Here is an 18,680-nt window from a genome sequence, read left to right as displayed (position 1 = left end):
TGTGGAGATGACGATGGCGGCTGCGAGGGACCTGAAGGCGAGCGAAATGGCCGGAGCTGGAGCCGCCGATGCCGTCGAGTTGGCCAGGCGCCATCTCGTCCAGCCCTGGCCGTATGCCGGTTCGGTCGGCGCGGAAGCGCGCGCGTTGATCGGCGAAGGCGACGGCATCTACATCACCGACGGCACGGGCAAGCGGTTGATCGACGGGCCAGCCGGCATGTGGTGCGTCAATGTCGGTCATCGGCGCGAGGAACTCGCCAGGGTGATGTACGACCAGGCGATGGCGCTGTCCTACAACACGCCGTGGTACACGATGAACGCGCCTTCGGCGGAACTTGCCGCTCGCATAGCCGGTCACGCGCCCGGCGATCTCAGCCACGTCTTCTACACCACGGGCGGCTCCTCGGCGGTGGAGACGGCGCTGCGCTTCATGCAGTTCTACAACAATGTGCGGGGCCGGCCGGAGAAGAAGCTGATCCTGTCGCGCGGCGGCGCCTATCACGGCTCGACCTATCTGTCGGCCTCGCTCAATGGCCGCCCCCGCGACCGCGACTGGATGGACGGCGCCGACGATCTGGTGATCAAGCTGTCCTCGCCCGATCCGTTCCGTCGTCCGCAGGGCATGAGCATAGCTGATTTCACCGACTTCCTCGTCGGCCAGTTCCGCGACACCGTTGCGCGTGTCGGTGCTGACCGGATCGGCGCTTTCGTCGGCGAGCCGGTGCAGGCCTCCGGCGGCGTCATCGTGCCGCCGGACGGCTACCTCAAGCGCATTCGCGAGATCTGCCGCGACAACGACATCCTCTATGTCTCCGACGAGGTGGTGACGGGCTTTGGACGGCTGGGCCATGTCTTTGCCTCCGGCGATGTGTTCGGCATCGATCCCGACATGATCACCTTCGCCAAGGGCGCGACGTCAGGCTATTTCCCGCTCGGCGGCGTCATCATATCGGAACGGCTGCTGGAGGAACTGCGCCGGTCGAACCATCCCGACGCGATGTTCGGCCATGGCCTGACCTACACCTCCCATCCGGTCGGCTGCGCGGTGGCGCTCAGGAATCTCGACCTTCTGGAACAGGGCATACTCGCCCGCACGCAAGCGGTCGCGCCCTACTTCCAGGCGCAGCTGAAGACGCTGGAAGAATTGCCGCTGGTCGGCGAGGTGCGCGGCCTGGGATTGATGGGCTGCGTCGAATGCGTCGCCGACCGCGAAAGCAAGGATCCGCTGCAGCTCGACAAGAATGTCGGCAAACGCATCGACGCGCATTGCCACGAGCTCGGGCTGCTGGTGCGGCCGCTGATCAACATGTGCGTGATGTCGCCGCCGCTGGTCATCACGCGCGAGCAGATCGACGATATGGTCGGCATTTTGCGCGAGGGCATTTCGCGCACGATGGATGATTTGAGGAAAGAAGGCGTGTGGCGGGGGTGATTAACCGATTTCCCCCACGAGGGGGAGATTAGCAGCTCCAGCGCCCGCTTACCCACGCGACCGCAGCGCGTCGTTCAAGTTCCACATGTCCTTCTCCTCCGGCGCCGTTTCGAGCCCAAGCACGGGGATCTGCCTGCGCAGATGGTCGTGGTGGGTGCGCACTCCGTATTCGAGGTCTGAGAGGTAAAAGCCCTCGAAGGCTTCCGACAGCATGGATTCGTTCGACCACACCGAAAGCTGGACATCCTCCGACATGGTGTCGCGGTCGATGCGGAAGGAGAGATAGCGGGCCGCAGCCTGCTCGCGGCTTTCGTCGCGACAGCGGTAAATGGCGCCGCGCAGCAGGGTCTCACCCGTCGACAGCGGGAACTCCTGATAGAACTGCACCGATTCCGGCATCACCGACAGGACGGCATTGGGGAAGATGCCATAATAGACCCAGGCCTTCTTCAGATAGTCCGGCAGATGCGCCGGCTCCGGCGCGATCTTGACGTAGTTCCTGACGCTCCAGCGACGGCCGGCATGCGGGTTGTAGCTGGCGAAGGAGCGCGACACGCCGTTGACGAAGGGTTCGTCGAAATAGGTCGCGCCATAGAGGTCCTGCAGGGCCGGGTGCGCCATGGCGACGTGATAGCCCTCATTGTCGACGTCGCGCACCGACTTCCAGTTGACCGGAGTTTTCTGGGTCCAGATGCCCCAGGAGGGCACCATGTCGGCGGCCTTGTAGTGTGAGAATTCGGGCTCGATCGGCTTCATCAGCTCGGCGACGGACGGCTGCGGGCCGCCAGCGCGGAAGCGGATGAAGATGAAGCCCATCCAGACCTCCAGATCGAGCGGCATCAGGCCGAACTCGGTCTTGTCGAGATCGGGAAAGGAACGCGGGCGGGCAGCGCCGCGCAACGTGCCGTCGAGATTGTAGACCCAGCCGTGGAACGGGCACACAAGCGCGTTCTTGCAGTTGCCCTGGCTGTCGGCGACGACACGGCTGCCGCGATGGCGGCACATATTGTTGAAACCGCGCACGACGCCGTCCTTGCCGCGCACGATCAGGGCGCGTTCTCCGACGACGTCCATGGCCAGGTAGTCGCCTGCGTTAGGGATGTCGCTGACATGTCCGGCGATCTGCCAATGGTTGCGGAAAACGTGCTCCTTCTCGAGTTCGAGGAGGGCATCGGAATGGTAGCTCCAGCCAGGCAGTCCCCGCCGGTCCCAATCGTTGGGAATGGCCACGTCAGGGAGATGCGGGTTCATAAATCGTCTCTTCTTTTTATTGAATATCCGTTCAATATAATCATATTTTTCATTGAAATGCAATGGCTTGTGGAAACAAGCATATTTTCGAAAGAAAATTGGCGCGCCGATTTCAATCCAATCCGATGTGACGGTTCGCCCCGAAACCCCGGAGAATCCGGGCGTTAACCTGGGTTTCAAAGCTTGGTTCCGGCGTGTTTTCGAAGCAAATCCTGCCAGGGCGGAAGCCGAGGCAAAAGGCGTCGCCGCGCGTCTTTGCCCGCTTGCCGATCCGCCGAGCCGAGATCGGCAAGCGGGCGCGTGATGCCCAGTTGGTGGGATTTGGCCGCGGGTGCCGTTTCAAAGCGGTTACAATGTCAGATTCACGCCAGCTTTCCGCTGATACAGAGCGCGACTAAGTTCGTTTTATCAAAAAAAGAAAGTCAACGAAGGGGATGATGATGCATGCGAAAGTTCAGATTGCCAGCAACGACCGCCGGTCCCAGGCTCCAGAGCGCATTAGCCGCCGCCCGAAGCTGGCGTTGCGCCAGCGCGCCAGCGACCACCCCATGGCGATGTTCATGGCGCTGGCTGCTTGCGCCTTCGCCGGCATGGCGTTCGCGCCGACGGTCGGCCCGGCCTTTGCTTCGCTCAATCCACCGGCCAACGTCGTCGGCGGCGCAATGACCACCACCAGAACCGCACGCCTGCCGATGCCGATGATCGACTTTGCATGCAAGGGTCAGGCTTGGGGCGCCGAGAGCGTCGATTGCCTGCGGGCCATAGCCGAGCAGTCCGGAGCCCACAAAGCCCGTGCGATCCGGATGATCGCCAATGCCGCGCCGCTGACCAATACGCCGAATATTTTCTGAGTTCGACTGAAACATGGGTCCGAAGCGGCTCCGCTTTGGAACGTGCCGCGGCGCTCCCCGAGTGCGTCCAGCGCTCCCTTCGGCTCCCGCCGCTTTGTCGGTCGGGGGCCTTTTTTTAATACCGGTTGGCGCGGCCTATCCCTTCAAAGCCGCCTGTTCGGCAATGGCGGAAAGCACGCTGCGCACATCGAGCGTGCTGAACGGCTTCTCCAGTATCTGCGGACGCTGCAAGGGCGGCAACGCCTCGATTTCGGCCTTGGCGCCGATCAGGTCGCCAGTGACCAGCACAAAACGCCGCGCCAGTTCCGGCCTTTCGGTAAGCAACTCTCGATAGATGGTTATGCCGCTTGTTCCAGGCATGCGCAGGTCCGAAAAGACGATGTCGGGCGGCATGTGGCCAGCCAATATGGTTGTGGCCGTGTCCCAGACGAGCGCGATCCGTGACTTGATACCCATTAGTTCGAGTATGTCGGAGAGCGAACCGGCGACGTCGGGCTCATCATCGATGATCAAGGCGTGGCGCAGCCCGCTCGATCGCGGCTGGCTCTGGCCGGCAATGGCGATGCCGGCTGCAATGGCCGGCAGCTGGACGACGAAACGGGCGCCATTCGGCAGCACTTCCTCGAACCAGACATTGCCATTGTGCCGCTCGATAATCGATTTCGAGATGGACAGGCCGATGCCGGTGCCGACGCCGACCGGTTTGGTGGTGAAATAAGATTCGAAGATGCGGGACCGGATCGTTTCCGGCACGCCAGGCCCATTGTCCTCGACCGAGAAACCGGGATCGCCACGCTCGCTGCGGAAGGTCCGCACCTTGATCAGCCGGTCGCCGCCTACGCCGGCCAGCGCATGCTGGCTGTTGATGAGGAAATTGGCCGCCACCTGGGTGACGTGATCGGCGTCGGCCATGGCCAGCAACGGGCCAGGCGCGAAATCGGTATCGATGATGATGCCGCTCGAGCGCGCGCCGTAGGCGGTCACCTCGAGCGCCGCGCGGATCACCTGGTTGAGGTCCGTCTCGGCCCGCTCCGTGGGATGCAGCCGGACCATCGACAGGAAGCTCTTGACGATACGGCCGCAGCGCTCGGCGGCGGCGCGCACTTTCTCGGCGCGAACCTTGGTCTGCGGATCGGAGGCGAATTCGTGCAGCAATGTCGACTGCGCGACAACCACGGCCAGCGGGTTGTTGAGCTCATGCGAGACGCCTGCAAGCAGCGAACCCATTGCCGCCATCTTCTCGTTCTGGTGCAGCTTCTCGCGCTGCCGGTTGATCTCCTCCTCGGCGCGCAGCTTGTCGCGCAGGTCGCGGATGGAGCCGAAGATCAGGCGGCGGTCGGCGACCCGCATCTCGGTCGCCGTCAGTTCGATAGGAAAAATCTCGCCGGCGGCGTTCTGGGTCACCGTCTCGAGCCGCTGTCCGACCATCGGCGCGCCGCGCCCGGACATATACTCGGCTCCCGAAGCATAGCCCTTGCGGTAGTAGATCGGCACGATGGTATCGAGCAGGTCCTTGCCGAGGATGTCGCTGCGCAGGAAGCCGAACATCTTCTCGGCGGCCGGATTGAATTCGACGATCGAGCCGGTCTCGTCGATGACGATGATGGCATCGAGCGAGGCCTGCAGCATGGTGCGGCGGATGACCTCGCTGGCGTGGGCGTCGGAGGGCGAGCGTTCGATGGCATCGCCGATGGCCAGCGCGATGATGTGCAGCGTCGCCTCTTCCTCGTCGGTCCATTCGCGCTCCTCGACGCAATCATTGACCGCCAGCGTCCCCCAGAGATGGCCGTGCGCGAAAACGGACACGGACAGGAACGACTTAATGCTCTGTTTTTCGAAATCGGCTCTCAGGAAGCCTTCGAGATCGCGCGTATGGCCGGCGAAAATCTTGCCCTGCCGTTCATCCTCCTGCAGGCGTTCCAGCAACGGGTCGGCGTTGATGATCGACTGCACGATCACCGTCGGCGAAGCCAGCTCGCCACCGAACACCGGATCGATCCAGTAGGCGGCGACGGATTGGGCAAATCCCTGGCCGGGCAGTTCGCGCAGGCGGAACAGGATGCCGCGCTGGCAATCCATGGCGCGGCACAGCGTTTCCAGTATGGCGTCCATCTCGCGCTGCCAGTCGCCGGCCTCGCGCAGCCGGCGGACCACACGCACTGCCGCCATCGCCGCGCCTTGCCGGCCGTCTTGCATGTCCGTGCCTGCTGCTTCAGCGGTCATTTTCAGCCATTGTTGCGGTGCCAAGCGGATTCCATGCGCCGCGCTTCAATCCTTGTTTTTATGCCTTGTCCCAAACCGAGAGCGTTTTTGGACGGCAGGCATTGCGTCGAATCCGTCCACAGACCAGCACGGGCGAAGGAGGAATCTCCCGCGCCCGCTCAGTTGCCGTCGCCGGCCGGCAGCGAGAAGATATAGCCTTCGCCGCGCACCGTGCGCAGGAATTTCGGGTTGGCCGGGTCCGCCTCGATCTTCTTCCTCAGGCGCATGATGCGGATGTCGACGGCGCGCGAGGATTCGGGATCCTCGGTGAAGCCGATCGCCTCCGAGATCGCGGCGCGCGTCAAAAGCCGGTTGGCGCGGGTGAGGAAAATCTCCAGCACGTCGAATTCGCTTTTGGCCATGTCGATCACCGCACCGTTGGCGCCGGTGACCAGCCTGCCGTCGAGATCGGCCAGGAACGGTCCGAAGGCGACGGAGCGGCGCCCCGTCCCGGCTTTCCTGTCCTGCGGTTCCGTTGGCTGCGGGACGCGGCGCAGCACGCTGCGGACTCTCGCCAGCACCTCGCGCAACTCGTATGGCTTGACGATGTAGTCGTCGGCACCGAGTTCCAGCCCGACGATGCGGTCGAGCGCGGTGCCGGCGGCGGTGGCGTAGATGATGCCGATCGGTAGTCTCGAGCGCAACCAGCGGCCGAGCGATAGACCATCCTCACCCGGCATGGCGATGTCGAGGATGGCGAGATGGAACGACTGCGTTTCGACCAGGCTGCGCGCGGCGGCCGCGGTTTCGGCGGTGGCCACGTCATAGCCGGCGGCGCCGAGATATTCGGCAACCGCCTCTCTCAGATCGGGCTCATCCTCGACAATGACAATTCTCGCCCGCACGATGCGCTCGCTCCCACTTTCGGTGGAAAGTAGATTGGGTATAAACATGATGTCCAGCACTCATATCGGGTTGCCAGGAAACGGTTGGAAAACATGGCCGCACGCGCCGTCATCGGGCTTATCTGCGTCGCCGACGTGGTGGCGACCGAACTCGCCGATCATCTCGATCGCCGGGGCCACGACGTGCGTCAGGCGCGCCAGCCCTGGGAGGCGGAATCGATGCTGGCCGGAAAGGACGTCGACGTCGTCGTCGTCGGTGACAGCCTCAGCCAGGCGGAGGGGCGTGATCTGCTCAGGCGTTATGGCAACCAAGGCGGGGGTGGCGAGGGCGGGCCGGATTTCATCCTGATCTGCCGGCCGGCCGATCTCGTCGACAAGGTGCTTGCGCTCGAGCTCGGTGCCGCCGACGTCATCGAAAGTCCGCTCAATGTCAGGGAACTCGCCGCCCGCGTCGGCGGCCTGCTGACGCGGCGGGGCAGGGCCGCCCAGGAACTGATCGTGCTGGAGAACGCGACCGTCGATTTGAGGTCGGCCATCGTCATGCACCGCTCGGGCACGGAGGAGCAGCTTTCGCCCGGCCAGGTGGCGCTGCTTCGGCTGTTCCTGGCCAGTCCCCGCAAGGTGCTGACGCGCGACGACATAATCGCGGCGGCGCCCGCCGAGAATGCCGACGCCTTCGACCGCTCGATCGATTCGCGCATCGTGCGGCTGCGCCGCAAGCTCGATACGGAAGCCATCACCACTATACGCGGCGCCGGCTACCGTTTCGATCCGCCGGCGCAATTCGCCGATTGACGGCCGGGCGCTCACGTCATTCCCCTGGCTGAACATCGGATTTCCCAGAACGGCTTTTCACCTTGGGCCCGATTGCCATGCGGCTCAGCGTACCACCAGTAGCGATGGCCCCGACGGCATGTCGCCGCTTGTCGCGAACTCGCCTGCATGTGCGCGCTCTTTCAAGAGCACGGTGGCAAGCCCGGCAAAGCCGAGCAGGCCCTGCGCGTAGAGCAGTGCCGAAAGCACGGAAGCTGCAAGTTTCGTCTTCATTGCGTCAATCCCCCAGTAATTCATGTTGCGGCGGCTTGTTTTCCGAAGACCAACGCCCGTCTTGGGTGGGCGCGTGACGCCTCGGCATACTTCAGGAACTCCCGAAGTGCCCGCGCCGTCTACGGAGCCCCCCGTCACGGCGCGGGCCTTCGGTCCTCTCAGCAGCAAGTTGCCGGAGGGGCCGCGCAATGCCAGCAGCCGAAGGCCAACCCGCCAGTGGGCCTTGAGCCGGACGATGCGCAGGCTGGAACAATCCAGACCGTGGCACAAAACAGGACGGTATGCAGGGTTGAGATCTCACTCGAACTCATCGCCGCGAGGCTGGCCATGGAACCGTCGGCAACCGTGCCGGCGCCGCTGATGGCTGCTGCTGCGATGCTGATCCCGAGAAACCAGGACCACATATTCGTTTTCGTTCCCGTGGTCGTTGCCGTCTGCTTTCGTTACGTCAACTCTGCCGGCGGCCTGTATCCGCTTCATGCCGCCTGAAGTAGCGCTTTGTTGCAGATCAGTTTCGAAATCGAGCTCCAGTCTTTCAGCTTGGGGAAATTCGAACTTTCGTTTCGAGCTGAATACCTATGTGCCGTGTCCTGTCCAAGTTGACAGCTTCGATGTCCGCCATTTTTGGCTTAGGTTCTGTTAATCAGAGGAAACACATTCGAAACACAAACGAGCGTTTCACGAAATCTCACCGAAACATGATGCAAGGATAAGCCGCTCATCGAATTTGGGCCGGCCAGACCGGCAGAGAGAGGGACATCATGCATACTGCTATTTCCGCCAAGCTCATCAACATCACCGCCGCCGCTGCCCTGACGGGCGCGGCACTTCTGTTCGGCGCCGGCACGGGTACCGCGCATGCCGCCAACAAGATCGTGGCGCGCGTCTCGCTTTCGCAACAGGTCATGGAAGTCTCGGTCGACGGCCGCCCGGCCTTCGCCTGGAAGGTTTCCACCGGCGACAGGGCGCATGTGACGCCGACCGGCTCGTTCAAGCCGACGCGCATGCATGAAATGTGGTATTCGAAGAAGTATGACAACGCGCCGATGCCGCATTCGGTGTTCTTCAGCGGCGGCTATGCGGTGCACGCCACCTATGCCATCAAGCGGCTTGGCCGGCCGGCCTCGCATGGTTGCGTGCGGCTGCATCCTGACAATGCCGCCGATTTCTACCAGCTCGTCGAAACCTTCGGGCCGGCCAACACCAGCATCGTCATCGTCAAGTAGCTGGCTGGCAACGGATCGGCACAGCAGCCATATCCGTTCAGGGCTCCCGCCGGAACATGTTTTTCACGGTAGTCGAGCACAGCCAAAAAAAGAGGCCGGGGTGTTCCGGCCTCTTTTTTTGTTAGTTTTTGTTAGTTCGGCAATGCCGGCATCAGTTTGGGATCCGGCTTCTCTGCCACCTCGGGCAGATCCTTGCTGGCAATGAAGGTATAGAACATGGGCACGACGAAGAGCGTGAACATGGTGCCGACCAGGATGCCGGTGAAAATGACGAGGCCCATCGAATAGCGGGCAGCGGCGCCGGCGCCGCTGGACGTGATCAGCGGCACCACGCCAAGCGCCATCGCCGCCGTCGTCATTAGGATCGGCCGCAGCCGCACCTTGGCCGAAGCGATGATGGCGTCGCGCCGCCGCATACCGTGGATCTCGCGCTGCTGGTTGGCGAACTCGACCAGCAGGATGCCGTGCTTTGTGATCAGGCCGATAAGCGTGATCAGTCCGACCTGCGTGTAGATGTTGAGTGTGCCGAGGCCGAGATTGAGCGGCACGATGGCGCCGAAGATCGACAGCGGCACCGCCATCATGATGATCAGCGGATCACGGAAGCTTTCGAACTGCGCCGCCAGCACCAGATAGATGACGATGACGGCCGCCCCGAAAGCGATCAGGATCGTATTGCCCTGTTCCTTCTCCTGCCTGGACTGGCCCGAATAGTCGATGAAGAAGGTGTCGGGCAGGCTCTCCCTGGCGATGTCCTCGAGGACTTTCAATCCGTCGCCCGTGGTGACGCCGGGCAGCGGCAGCGCCGAGATGGTCGACGAATTCAGCTGGTTGAACTGCTCGATCGCGGCCGGCGACGCATTGGTCGAGATCTTCACCACCGCCGACAGCGGCACCATCTCGCCCGTCACGCTGCGCACGAAGTATTCGCCGAGTTTTTCGGGATTGTCCCGGAATTCTTTCGGCACCTGCGGGATGATGTCGTAGCTGTTGGAGTCGCGGTCGAACTGCGCCACTTCGGCGCCGCCGACCAGCAGCGTCAGCGTCCGGCCGATATCGGCGATCGGCAGGTTCAGCGCCGCGGCGCGGTCGCGATCGATGGTCACCGTCACCTGCGGCGCGTCATAGGCCATCGAATTCTGCACGACGATGAAGCGGCCGGAGGCCTGTGCCTTGTTCTTGATCTTCTCGGCCACGTCGTACACTTCCGAGGAGTCGCCGGTCGATCGCACCACCAGGGCGATGGGCAGGCCGCCGCCGGAGCCCGGCAGCGTCGGTGGCGCAAAGACGAAGGCCTGGACGCCCGCCACCTTGGCGAGACGGGCTGTGATGTCGGCCTGCAGCTCCTTCGAGTTGCGCTTGCGCTCCGCCCAGTCCTTGAAGGCGAAACCGACGAACGCACTGTTCGTCGTGCCGCCGAACGCGACGGCCGAGAACTGCGCCCGCGTTTCGGGAATATCCTTCACCAGACCGAGCATCTGGTTGACGTAAGTCTCGGTGTAGTCGGATGTCGCGTAACGCGGCGCCGTTACAAGCGAGAGCAGGAAGCCCTGGTCTTCTTCCGGCGCCAGTTCGGTTGAGGTCTTGGTGAACATGAAGCCGGTCACCCCGACAAGCGCCAGCACGATGATCAGCGTCAGCGGGCGATAGTTGAGCGACCCCGTGACGGCCCGCTCATAGACGTGCTCGACCCGCGCGAAAGTGCCGTCGACAATGCGCTGGAAACGGCCTGGCGTGCCGGACTTCAGCAGGCGCGCCGACATCATTGGCGTGATGGTGATGGCGATCACGCCCGACAGCACCACCGAGCCGGCAAGCGTGACCGCGAATTCGCGGAACAGCGCGCCGGTCAGGCCGCCGGTGAAGGCCAATGGCGCGAACACCGCGGCCAGCGTCATGGTCATGGCAACGATAGCGGTGGCGATCTCGCGCATGCCGTTGAAGGCCGCCTGCATCGGCGACATGTGGTCCTCTTCCATGTGGCGGTGGATATTCTCCACCACCACGATGGCGTCGTCGACGACGAGGCCGATCGCCAGAACCATGGCGAGCAGCGACAGAAGGTTGATCGAATAGCCCACCGCGAACAACAGGAAGCAGACGCCGATCAGTGACAGCGGGATGGTGACGATGGGCATCATCACCGAGCGGAAAGAGCCAAGGAACAGAAGGATAACGACGACGACGATGGCAACAGCCTCGCCGATGGTCTTGAACACTTCGTCGATCGAGGCGCTGATCTGTCCGGTCGCGTCGTAGACGATCTCGATCGTCATGCCTTTCGGCAACGTCTCCTGGATTTGAGGCACCAGTTTGGTGAGCGCCGCCGCTGTGGTCAGAGGATTGGCAGCCGGGGTCGGGAAGATGGCGAGGAAGGTGCCTGGCTTGCCATTGAAGGAGACCCTGGTGTCGGTGTTCTCGGCGCCCAGTTCGACGCGGGCGACATCGCGCAGCCGCACCACATTGCCGTCGGTCGAGCGCAGCGGCAGCTCGGCGAAGGCTTCAGGCGTCTGCAGCGTCGAGCGCACGGTGATCGAGGAGACGACATATTCGTTCTCGGTGTTACCGGGTGCCGACAGGAAGTTGGAGTTGTTGATCGCTGTCAGCACTTCCGATGCCGTCACGCCGCGCGCGGCGAGCCTGACCGGATCGATCCAGACGCGCATCGAGTATTCCTGGGCACCGAAGATCTGCACGTCGGCGACGCCTTCGACCGTCGACATGCGGGGCCTGATGACGCGCTCGATATACTCGGTCAGCTGCTCCTTCGTCATGTTCGGGTTCTGCATCGAGATGTACATCATCGCGAACTGCTGGCCCGTGCCCTTGACGATGACGGGATCCTTGGAGGCGTCCGGCAAGGTGCCGCGCACGCCCTGGACCTTGGACAGCACCTCGGTCAGCGCGACGTCCGGGTTGGAGCCGAGCTTCATCTGCACCGTCACGGTGCTGGAGGACGGGCGGCTCGACGACGTGACGTAATCGATGTTCTCGGTCGAGGCGACAGCGCGCGCGATCGGAGCGGAAATGAAGCCCTGGATCAGATCGGCGCTGGCGCCCGGATAGGCCGTCGTGATGGTGATCGCGGTTTCGTCAACCTTCGGATACTGGCGGATCGACAGGCTGAATATGCCCTGGAAACCCAGGAGCAGGATCATGCATGCAAGGACCGTGGAGAGGACGGGCCGGCGAATGAAGAGATCGGAAACGCTCATTGCTGGTCGGCCTGCTTGTTCGCCGATTTGGTTGGGTCGATGGTGTTGTCGACGTTGACGGACATCCCGTTGAAGAGGCGATTCTGACCTGCCGTGACAACCTCATCGCCCGCCTTGAGGCCCTCGACGATCTCGACCATGCCCTCGTTGCGGCGGCCGGGCTTGACGAATACCTGCGACAGGACCAGGGCAGGCTGCTCGCCCCCCGCGGCCGGCTTGGCCTGATCGGCAGCCGCCTTGTCCGCTGGTTTTGCCGCGTCGGCGGCAGGCTTCGCGGCTTCGGCCGGTTTGGCATCGGCCGCGGGCTTGGCGTCCGCCGGCTTGTCGGTCGCCGCCGCCGCGGGCTGCGCCTCCGGCTTGGTCGGCTGCGCCTCGGCGGGCTTTGCCGGGTGCACCACGAATATGTAGTCGCCATAGAGGCTGGTGGTCAGCGCCGTCTGCGGCAGCGCCAGCACATTCTGCTCCTCGGGCAGTTCGACACGCACTTGCACGAACTGGCCGGGGGTCAGCTTGCCTTCGGGATTGGCGACTTCCGCCCGGATGTTCACCAGCCGGCTGGACGGGTCGATCTTGGGGTCGATGCCGCGAATGGTCCCGGCAAAAGGCATGTCGCCGCCACTGAGGCCCAGCCGAACCGTCTGCCCGATCTTGAGCAGCGGCAGTTGCTGTTCGGGAACCGTGAAGTCGACCCGCATCGTGTCGAGATCCTGCAGCGTCACCACGGCGGTGCCGGGCGCCAGATATTGGCCGAGATCGATCTTCGGGATGCCGACGGTGCCGGCAAAGGGCGCCGTCAACTGCTTCTGGTCGAGCACTGCCTGAAGCCTGTTGACCTGGGATGCCGAAGCGGACGCGGCCGCACGTGCGGTGTCCAGGGTCGAGTCCGAGCCGACACCGCGCTTGGTCAGTTCGAGCGCGCGGGTCAGCGATGTCTGATCGAGCGCCGCCTGCGCCTTCTGTGCCGCGAGATCGGCGCGCTCTACGGCGTCGTCGAGTTGCAGCAGCACCGCATTGGCCGCCACTTTCTCGTTGGCATGGAAGGGGATCTCCTTGACGATGCCGGCGGTCTCAACCGTCAGGTCGACACCGCGCACGGCGCGGACCGTGCCGATCGCCTCGATGCCCGGCGTCCAGTTCGACGGCTTGACGATGGTTGTCGACACGGTTGCCGCTGGCGGCTTCATCGTGGCGAAATATTGCTTGATGCCGTTGTCACGCAGGAAATTGAACCCGACGATGCCGCCGACCACAATGACGAGCACGGCCAACACAAGAATGATGATAACGAAACGGAGTATGCGCTTGAACAAGGAAGTCCCCTCAGTCGAAATCCGGCGCGAAGCGCGGATATCGGGACACATATCGACTGCGGGCCCCGATTTCAAATGACCGCGGTCTTACTGTACCGTCTGGACGGTCTTGTCAATTGGGCCTAAGCTTGCCATGGGAGGCGCCATGAAAGCCCAACGAACGAACTCGCGCGAGAGGATTCTCGCTGCGGCGGCGGACGTCGCACGGGAATCCGGCCCCGGTAGCCTGTCCCTGGATGCCGTCGCCAGCCGCGCCGGCGTATCGAAGGGCGGACTGCTCTACAATTTCCCGACCAAGGCCAAATTGATGCAGGGTCTGGTCGAAGGCTATCTGCGCGAATTCGGGCAGGCGCTGGAGACCGCCAGCAGCAACGACAATGGCGCAAATCCGCTCGCCGTCTACATCAGGCTTTCGGCCAAGGATTGCGAGGACAAGCAGCCATCGGCGTCGTGGATATTTTCGGCGATCGCCGAGGATCCGGACTTCATGTCGCCGATAAAGACCTTCAAGCGACAACTCTTCCAACGACTGAAGAGCGAGACGCCGGATCTCAAGTCGCTGCTGGTCTGCTATCTCGCCATCGAGGGCCTGCGCAGCATGAACCTGTTCGACGCGGATGTGCTTTCCCCGGACGAGCGGCAATTGCTGGTGTCGTCGCTGCTGGAAATCGCCGGATCGCCCGATGTCGGTCCTGCCCGGGCCAAGCGACCCTGACGGACCATCAGGGCGGTTCGGTTTCCAGGCAATTCCGGACCGACAACCGCCGAGCGCTTTTCCAGGATGTCGCCCCGCGTCATACAGGGTTCATCGTGCGGACATAGCATCATTCCCGGTTCTTTGCTGCAATGCAAAAGGAGCGGGACGTGGTGGACATAGTTTCAAACGAGGCAGGCATTCCGAGACCGGACCACCCGCTCGCGCAATCGGGTGGGGCCAAATGGTTCCTGCCCGTCTTCGGCGTGCTGGTGCTGGTCGGCATCGTCTATGTCGGCTACGCGCTCAGGCAGGACCTGGCTGCCGCCAAGACAGTGCCGTGGATCCTGCTCGGCATCGCCCTGCTGATCGCGCTCGGCTTCGAATTCGTCAACGGCTTCCACGACACCGCCAATGCGGTGGCGACCGTCATCTATACGCGCTCGCTGCCGGCCGAATTCGCCGTCATGTGGTCTGGCGTGTTCAACTTCCTCGGAGTCCTCACCTCCAGCGGCGCTGTCGCCTTCGGCATCTTGTCGCTACTGCCCGTCGAACTCATCCTGCAGGTCGGCTCTTCCTCCGGCTTTGCCATGGTGTTCGCCCTGCTGGTCGCGGCGATCCTGTGGAATCTCGGCACCTGGTTCCTCGGCCTGCCGGCCTCGAGTTCGCACACCATGGTCGGTTCGATCATCGGCGTCGGCCTCGCCAACCAGTTCACGGCGCCCGCCGGCAGCGCCACCAGCGGCGTCGACTGGTCGCAGGCGACCAATGTCGGCACGACCCTGCTGGTGTCGCCGGTCGTCGGGTTCTTCGCCGCCGCCGCCCTGCTCTATGCGATGAAGCTTCTAGTGCGCAATCAGGCTCTTTATGAGGCGCCGAAGGGCAACACGCCGCCGCCATGGTGGATCCGCGCGCTGCTGATCTTCACCTGCACCGGCGTCAGCTTCGCGCACGGCTCCAATGACGGCCAGAAGGGCATGGGCCTGATCATGCTGATCCTGATCGGCGTGGTGCCGACGGCCTTCGCGCTCAACCGCACACCCGACATCAACTATCTCGAAGCCTATAAATCCGCTTCGGCCGGGGTCGAGCAGGCCCTGGGCAAATATATCAAGCCGGGAATCAGCGTCACGGATGCGAAGGCGACTGTGCAGGATGCCGTGCGCACACGCACCTGGAACGACCAGACGACGGTCGCGCTGCAGACCTACATCCACAACACCACCGCCGGGCTGCAGCCCTACGCCTCGGTCGATACGGTGCCCACCGACCTCGTCAGCAACGCCCGCAACGACATCTACCTGATCGGCGAGGCGCTCAAGCTGATCGACAAGAAAAAGCTGCTGCCGATGGAGGGTGCCGACCTCAAGGCGGTCACCGATTATCACAAGGCCGTCGACAACGCGACGAAGTTCATCCCGCTGTGGGTGAAGATCGCCGTGGCGTTGGCGCTCGGCCTCGGCACCATGGTCGGCTGGAAGCGCATCGTCGTCACCGTCGGCGAGAAGATCGGCAAGAGCCATTTGACCTATGGTCAGGGCGCCGCGGCCGAACTCGTCGCCATGGTGACCATCGGCATGGCCGACAGGCTCGGCCTGCCGGTGTCGACGACCCATGTGCTGTCGTCCGGCGTCGCCGGAACCATGGCCGCCAATGGCTCGGGCCTGCAATGGTCGACGGTGCGCAACCTGCTGCTCGCCTGGGTGCTGACGCTGCCATGCTCGATCACGCTGGCCTTCGTGCTGTTCATCGTCTTTCGCCAGGTGTTCTGAGTCGGCGCAGCCACTTTCAGAAAAAAAAGGCAGCGCCGGTCGCCGGCGCTGCTTTTTTCTTTGCGCGAGGCTCTGTCATTGTCATGCTGCGACGCACAATTATATCGTCATCTTCCGTCCCACTTCTCGCGAGATCGCCATGGCTTCCCTGTCTTCGAAAAACGCGCTCGTCACCGGCTCGACCAGTGGCATCGGCCTGGCTATCGCCCGCGCCTTCGCCGCAGAAGGCGCCAATCTCACCATCAACGGGCTGGGCAATGCCGCCGATATCGAGCGGGAGCGCGCCGGAATCGAGAAGGATTTCGGCGTCAAATGCCGCTACTCCGACGCCAACATGATGGACGGCGCGGCGGTCAGCGCCATGGTGCATGAGGCCGAGGCGGCGTTCGGCAGCCTCGACATCCTGGTCAACAATGCCGGCATCCAGCATGTCGCGCCGATCGACGAATTCCCCGACGACAAATGGGAAGCGATCATCCGCGTCAACCTGCTGTCGGCCTTCTACGCGGTCAAGGCGGCGCTGCCCGGCATGAAGAGCCGCAAATGGGGCCGCATCATCAACACGGCTTCCGCGCATGCGCTCGTCGCCTCGCCGTTCAAATCCGCCTATGTCTCGGCCAAGCACGGCATATCAGGCCTGACCAAGACGGTGGCGCTGGAAGTCGCGCAGGACGGCATCACCGTCAACGCGATCGCGCCCGGCTATGTCTGGACGCCGCTGGTCGAGAAGCAGATCCCCGACACGATGAAGGCGCGCGGCATGACCGAGGAACAGGTCAAGCGCGATGTGCTTCTGGCCGCACAGCCGTCAAAGGAATTCGTCGCCGTCGAGGACCTTGCCGCCCTGGCGCTGTTCCTGTGCTCGGATTCAGCCAGGCAGATCACCGGCACGACCTTGCCGATGGACGGCGGCTGGACGGCACAGTAAAGCCCAGGCGAGGCGTTCTGTTTCCGGCTGATGCCTTCGGGAGCCGGCAAGCGGTTGCAAGGGGCACAGGACCGGTCGGTCCTCCTGTTTATGCACCACCCGCCGTTCGGCATCCACATGCCGGTGCTCGACGAGGTCAGGCTAACCGACGCCGATGCCCTTCAAGAGCTACTGCAACGCCATGACAATGTCCGTCACACCTTCGCCGGACATGTCCACCGGCTGATCGCCAGCAACTGGCGGCATTCCGGTCAGCACGATCATCCATGCCACGATTTTCCGGTTGGCTAGGCGCCGGGACGCGCAAGCGCGTCTGAGCCCGAAGTTTTCTGGGCCCGAATGCGTCGAACCGTCGCGAGCCGTTTGGTTGTCGGATTTGCCGGCTTTCCCACCTTGCTCGTGATGCTGGGAAGTGCTGCAAAAGTGCTGCAAATCTGGACATTAGTCTTGACAGAAATACAGATGTTCAATACCCGTCAGGTGATTGAATAGCAGCATTACGGGAGGAATGAGCGATATGGCTTCCAATGTTTCGTTGACGGGCCTTGCCCGTGATCTCGAGGTGCGGGCCAAGTCGGGCAAGCCAATCCGCATCGGCTTGATCGGTTCGGGCGAGATGGGAACCGACATCGTTACCCGCGTCGCCCATATGTCCGGCATCGAGATCGGCGCCATTTCCGAGCTGAACCTGCCGACGGCCAGCAAGGCCGTGGACATCGCCTTCCAGGAAACCGGGCATGCGCGCGAAGTGTCGAACGCCGCGGCGATGACGGCCGCCATGGAGGCCGGCAAGGTGGCGGTCACCAACGACGCCAGCCTGGTCATCAACAATGACCTGATCGACGTCGTCATCGACGCCACCGGCGTTCCCGCCGTCGGCGCGGAGATCGGCTTGCGCGCCATGGAGCACGGCAAGCACCTGGTGATGATGAATGTCGAGGCCGACGTCACCATCGGCGCCTATCTCAAGAGCGAGGCCGACCGGCTCGGCGTCACCTATTCGCTGGGCGCCGGCGACGAGCCGTCGTCCTGCATGGAGCTGATCGAGTTCGTCTCGGCGATGGGCCATCCGATCGTCGCCGCCGGCAAGGGCAAGAACAATCCGCTCAACATCGATGCCACGCCGCCCGACTATGAGGAAGAGGCCCAGCGCCGGCACATGAACGTACGCATGCTGGTCGAGTTCGTCGACGGCTCCAAGACCATGGTCGAGATGGCGGCGATCGCCAATGCCACCGGGCTGGTGCCCGACAAGGCCGGCATGCACGGTCCGGCGGCGACGCTCGGCGAATTGTCCAAGGTGCTGGTGCCGCAGAAGGACGGCGGCGTGCTGTCGAAGGTCGGCGTCGTCGACTATTCGATCGGCAAGGGTGTCGCGCCCGGCGTGTTCGTCGTCGCCGACATGTCGCATCCGCGCATTTCGGAGCGCATGGAAGATTTGAAGATGGGCAAGGGGCCGTACTTCACCTTCCATCGGCCCTACCATTTGACCTCGCTCGAAGTGCCGCTGACCTGCGCCCGCGTCGTGCTCTACGGCAAGGCCGACATGGTGCCGCTGGCAAAGCCGGTGGCCGAAGTCGCAGCCGTGGCCAAGAAGGACATGAAGCCGGGCGAGAAGCTCGATGCGATCGGCGAATATTGCTACCGCGCCTGGATCATGACGGCGCCGGAAGCGCATGCCGCCAGGGCTATTCCCTGCGGCCTGCTGCAGGGCGGTTCGGTGACGGCGCCGATCAAGAAGGGCGAGCTCATCACCTACGCCAATGCCGCCCCGGCCCCGGGTTCCAAGATCGCCGAACTGCGCGCGCGCCAGGACAAGCTCGTCTACGGAACCGTGGAGGCGTGAT

Annotated in this window: 16 protein-coding genes; 10 read left to right on the top strand and 6 right to left on the bottom strand. The window is 63.3% G+C overall.

From position 1 onward, the window contains the following. Positions 1–13 precede the first annotated feature (13 nt). Positions 14–1,432: an aminotransferase gene (locus LB532_RS00235; protein ID WP_140643568.1), complete on the top strand. Its 1,419-nt coding sequence runs from the start codon at positions 14–16 to the stop codon at positions 1,430–1,432. Between the two features lie 48 nt (positions 1,433–1,480). Here LB532_RS00235 and LB532_RS00230 read toward each other — a convergent pair whose 3' ends face one another. After that, positions 1,481–2,683: an aromatic ring-hydroxylating oxygenase subunit alpha gene (locus tag LB532_RS00230; protein WP_140643566.1), complete on the bottom strand. Its 1,203-nt coding sequence runs from the start codon at positions 2,681–2,683 to the stop codon at positions 1,481–1,483. A 67-nt stretch (positions 2,684–2,750) separates the two neighbouring features. Here LB532_RS00230 and LB532_RS00225 point away from each other — a divergent pair, with 67 nt between their 5' ends. After that, positions 2,751–2,987, top strand: a complete 237-nt coding sequence (locus tag LB532_RS00225) for a hypothetical protein (protein WP_224556286.1) — start codon at positions 2,751–2,753, stop codon at positions 2,985–2,987. 136 nt (positions 2,988–3,123) lie between these two features. Continuing rightward, positions 3,124–3,534: a hypothetical protein gene (locus LB532_RS00220; RefSeq protein ID WP_140643564.1), complete on the top strand. Its 411-nt coding sequence runs from the start codon at positions 3,124–3,126 to the stop codon at positions 3,532–3,534. Between the two features lie 135 nt (positions 3,535–3,669). Here the strand turns inward: LB532_RS00220 and LB532_RS00215 are convergent, their stop codons facing one another. Then, positions 3,670–5,757: a sensor histidine kinase gene (locus LB532_RS00215; protein WP_181169560.1), complete on the bottom strand. Its 2,088-nt coding sequence runs from the start codon at positions 5,755–5,757 to the stop codon at positions 3,670–3,672. A gap of 158 nt (positions 5,758–5,915) precedes the next feature. Further along, complete coding sequence (locus LB532_RS00210; protein WP_181169558.1) at positions 5,916–6,689, bottom strand: response regulator transcription factor; 774 nt, start codon at positions 6,687–6,689, stop codon at positions 5,916–5,918. Between the two features lie 45 nt (positions 6,690–6,734). Here LB532_RS00210 and LB532_RS00205 point away from each other — a divergent pair, with 45 nt between their 5' ends. Beyond that, positions 6,735–7,436 (top strand): response regulator transcription factor, encoded by a 702-nt coding sequence (locus LB532_RS00205; protein WP_140643562.1) that lies wholly within the window; start codon positions 6,735–6,737, stop codon positions 7,434–7,436. Between the two features lie 84 nt (positions 7,437–7,520). Here the strand turns inward: LB532_RS00205 and LB532_RS00200 are convergent, their stop codons facing one another. Continuing rightward, a complete protein-coding gene (locus tag LB532_RS00200) occupies positions 7,521–7,688 on the bottom strand; it encodes a hypothetical protein (RefSeq protein ID WP_140554276.1) in 168 nt (55 codons plus the stop codon). Between the two features lie 327 nt (positions 7,689–8,015). On the opposite strand from LB532_RS00200, the gene LB532_RS00195 reads away from it, so the two are divergent. Together LB532_RS00195 and LB532_RS00190 are read left to right on the top strand one after the other, a co-directional pair. Beyond that, a complete protein-coding gene (locus LB532_RS00195) occupies positions 8,016–8,177 on the top strand; it encodes a hypothetical protein (protein ID WP_181169556.1) in 162 nt (53 codons plus the stop codon). A gap of 272 nt (positions 8,178–8,449) precedes the next feature. Next, on the top strand, positions 8,450–8,914 hold the full coding sequence (locus LB532_RS00190) for a L,D-transpeptidase (protein WP_140517911.1): 465 nt from the start codon (positions 8,450–8,452) through the stop codon (positions 8,912–8,914). Positions 8,915–9,045: 131 nt separating this feature from the next. Here LB532_RS00190 and LB532_RS00185 read toward each other — a convergent pair whose 3' ends face one another. Together LB532_RS00185 and LB532_RS00180 are read right to left on the bottom strand one after the other, a co-directional pair. Continuing rightward, positions 9,046–12,129 (bottom strand): efflux RND transporter permease subunit, encoded by a 3,084-nt coding sequence (locus LB532_RS00185; protein WP_140643560.1) that lies wholly within the window; start codon positions 12,127–12,129, stop codon positions 9,046–9,048. Continuing rightward, on the bottom strand, positions 12,126–13,439 hold the full coding sequence (locus LB532_RS00180; protein WP_140643558.1) for an efflux RND transporter periplasmic adaptor subunit: 1,314 nt from the start codon (positions 13,437–13,439) through the stop codon (positions 12,126–12,128). The genes LB532_RS00185 and LB532_RS00180 overlap by 4 nt, the downstream gene beginning before the upstream one ends. A gap of 145 nt (positions 13,440–13,584) precedes the next feature. Here LB532_RS00180 and LB532_RS00175 point away from each other — a divergent pair, with 145 nt between their 5' ends. From LB532_RS00175 to LB532_RS00160, 4 genes are all read left to right on the top strand, one after another. Further along, complete coding sequence (locus LB532_RS00175; protein WP_140643556.1) at positions 13,585–14,154, top strand: TetR/AcrR family transcriptional regulator; 570 nt, start codon at positions 13,585–13,587, stop codon at positions 14,152–14,154. Positions 14,155–14,303: 149 nt separating this feature from the next. Continuing rightward, positions 14,304–15,905 (top strand): inorganic phosphate transporter, encoded by a 1,602-nt coding sequence (locus LB532_RS00170; RefSeq protein ID WP_140643554.1) that lies wholly within the window; start codon positions 14,304–14,306, stop codon positions 15,903–15,905. Between the two features lie 139 nt (positions 15,906–16,044). Next, positions 16,045–16,833: a 3-hydroxybutyrate dehydrogenase gene (locus LB532_RS00165; RefSeq protein WP_140643552.1), complete on the top strand. Its 789-nt coding sequence runs from the start codon at positions 16,045–16,047 to the stop codon at positions 16,831–16,833. Positions 16,834–17,350: 517 nt separating this feature from the next. Next, on the top strand, positions 17,351–18,679 hold the full coding sequence (locus LB532_RS00160; protein ID WP_140643550.1) for an NAD(P)H-dependent oxidoreductase: 1,329 nt from the start codon (positions 17,351–17,353) through the stop codon (positions 18,677–18,679). Position 18,680 lies beyond the last annotated feature (1 nt).

The sequence above is a fragment of the Mesorhizobium sp. ESP-6-2 genome (assembly GCF_020164675.1).
GTDB lineage: Bacteria > Pseudomonadota > Alphaproteobacteria > Rhizobiales > Rhizobiaceae > Mesorhizobium.
The sequence above is the reverse complement of the archived record's forward strand: the minus strand, read 5'-3'. Positions and strand labels throughout refer to the sequence as shown.

What these genes read in the sequence shown, in the direction of transcription:
- LB532_RS00235 (WP_140643568.1), top strand. Translation starts at nt 14, where the DNA reads ATGGCGGCTGCGAGGGACCTGAAGGCGAGCGAAATGGCCGGAGCTGGA.
- LB532_RS00230 (WP_140643566.1), bottom strand. Translation starts at nt 2,683, where the DNA reads ATGAACCCGCATCTCCCTGACGTGGCCATTCCCAACGATTGGGACCGG.
- LB532_RS00220 (WP_140643564.1), top strand. Translation starts at nt 3,124, where the DNA reads ATGCATGCGAAAGTTCAGATTGCCAGCAACGACCGCCGGTCCCAGGCT.
- LB532_RS00215 (WP_181169560.1), bottom strand. Translation starts at nt 5,757, where the DNA reads ATGACCGCTGAAGCAGCAGGCACGGACATGCAAGACGGCCGGCAAGGC.
- LB532_RS00210 (WP_181169558.1), bottom strand. Translation starts at nt 6,689, where the DNA reads ATGTTTATACCCAATCTACTTTCCACCGAAAGTGGGAGCGAGCGCATC.
- LB532_RS00205 (WP_140643562.1), top strand. Translation starts at nt 6,735, where the DNA reads ATGGCCGCACGCGCCGTCATCGGGCTTATCTGCGTCGCCGACGTGGTG.
- LB532_RS00200 (WP_140554276.1), bottom strand. Translation starts at nt 7,688, where the DNA reads ATGAAGACGAAACTTGCAGCTTCCGTGCTTTCGGCACTGCTCTACGCG.
- LB532_RS00195 (WP_181169556.1), top strand. Translation starts at nt 8,016, where the DNA reads ATGGAACCGTCGGCAACCGTGCCGGCGCCGCTGATGGCTGCTGCTGCG.
- LB532_RS00190 (WP_140517911.1), top strand. Translation starts at nt 8,450, where the DNA reads ATGCATACTGCTATTTCCGCCAAGCTCATCAACATCACCGCCGCCGCT.
- LB532_RS00185 (WP_140643560.1), bottom strand. Translation starts at nt 12,129, where the DNA reads ATGAGCGTTTCCGATCTCTTCATTCGCCGGCCCGTCCTCTCCACGGTC.
- LB532_RS00175 (WP_140643556.1), top strand. Translation starts at nt 13,585, where the DNA reads ATGAAAGCCCAACGAACGAACTCGCGCGAGAGGATTCTCGCTGCGGCG.
- LB532_RS00165 (WP_140643552.1), top strand. Translation starts at nt 16,045, where the DNA reads ATGGCTTCCCTGTCTTCGAAAAACGCGCTCGTCACCGGCTCGACCAGT.
- LB532_RS00160 (WP_140643550.1), top strand. Translation starts at nt 17,351, where the DNA reads ATGGCTTCCAATGTTTCGTTGACGGGCCTTGCCCGTGATCTCGAGGTG.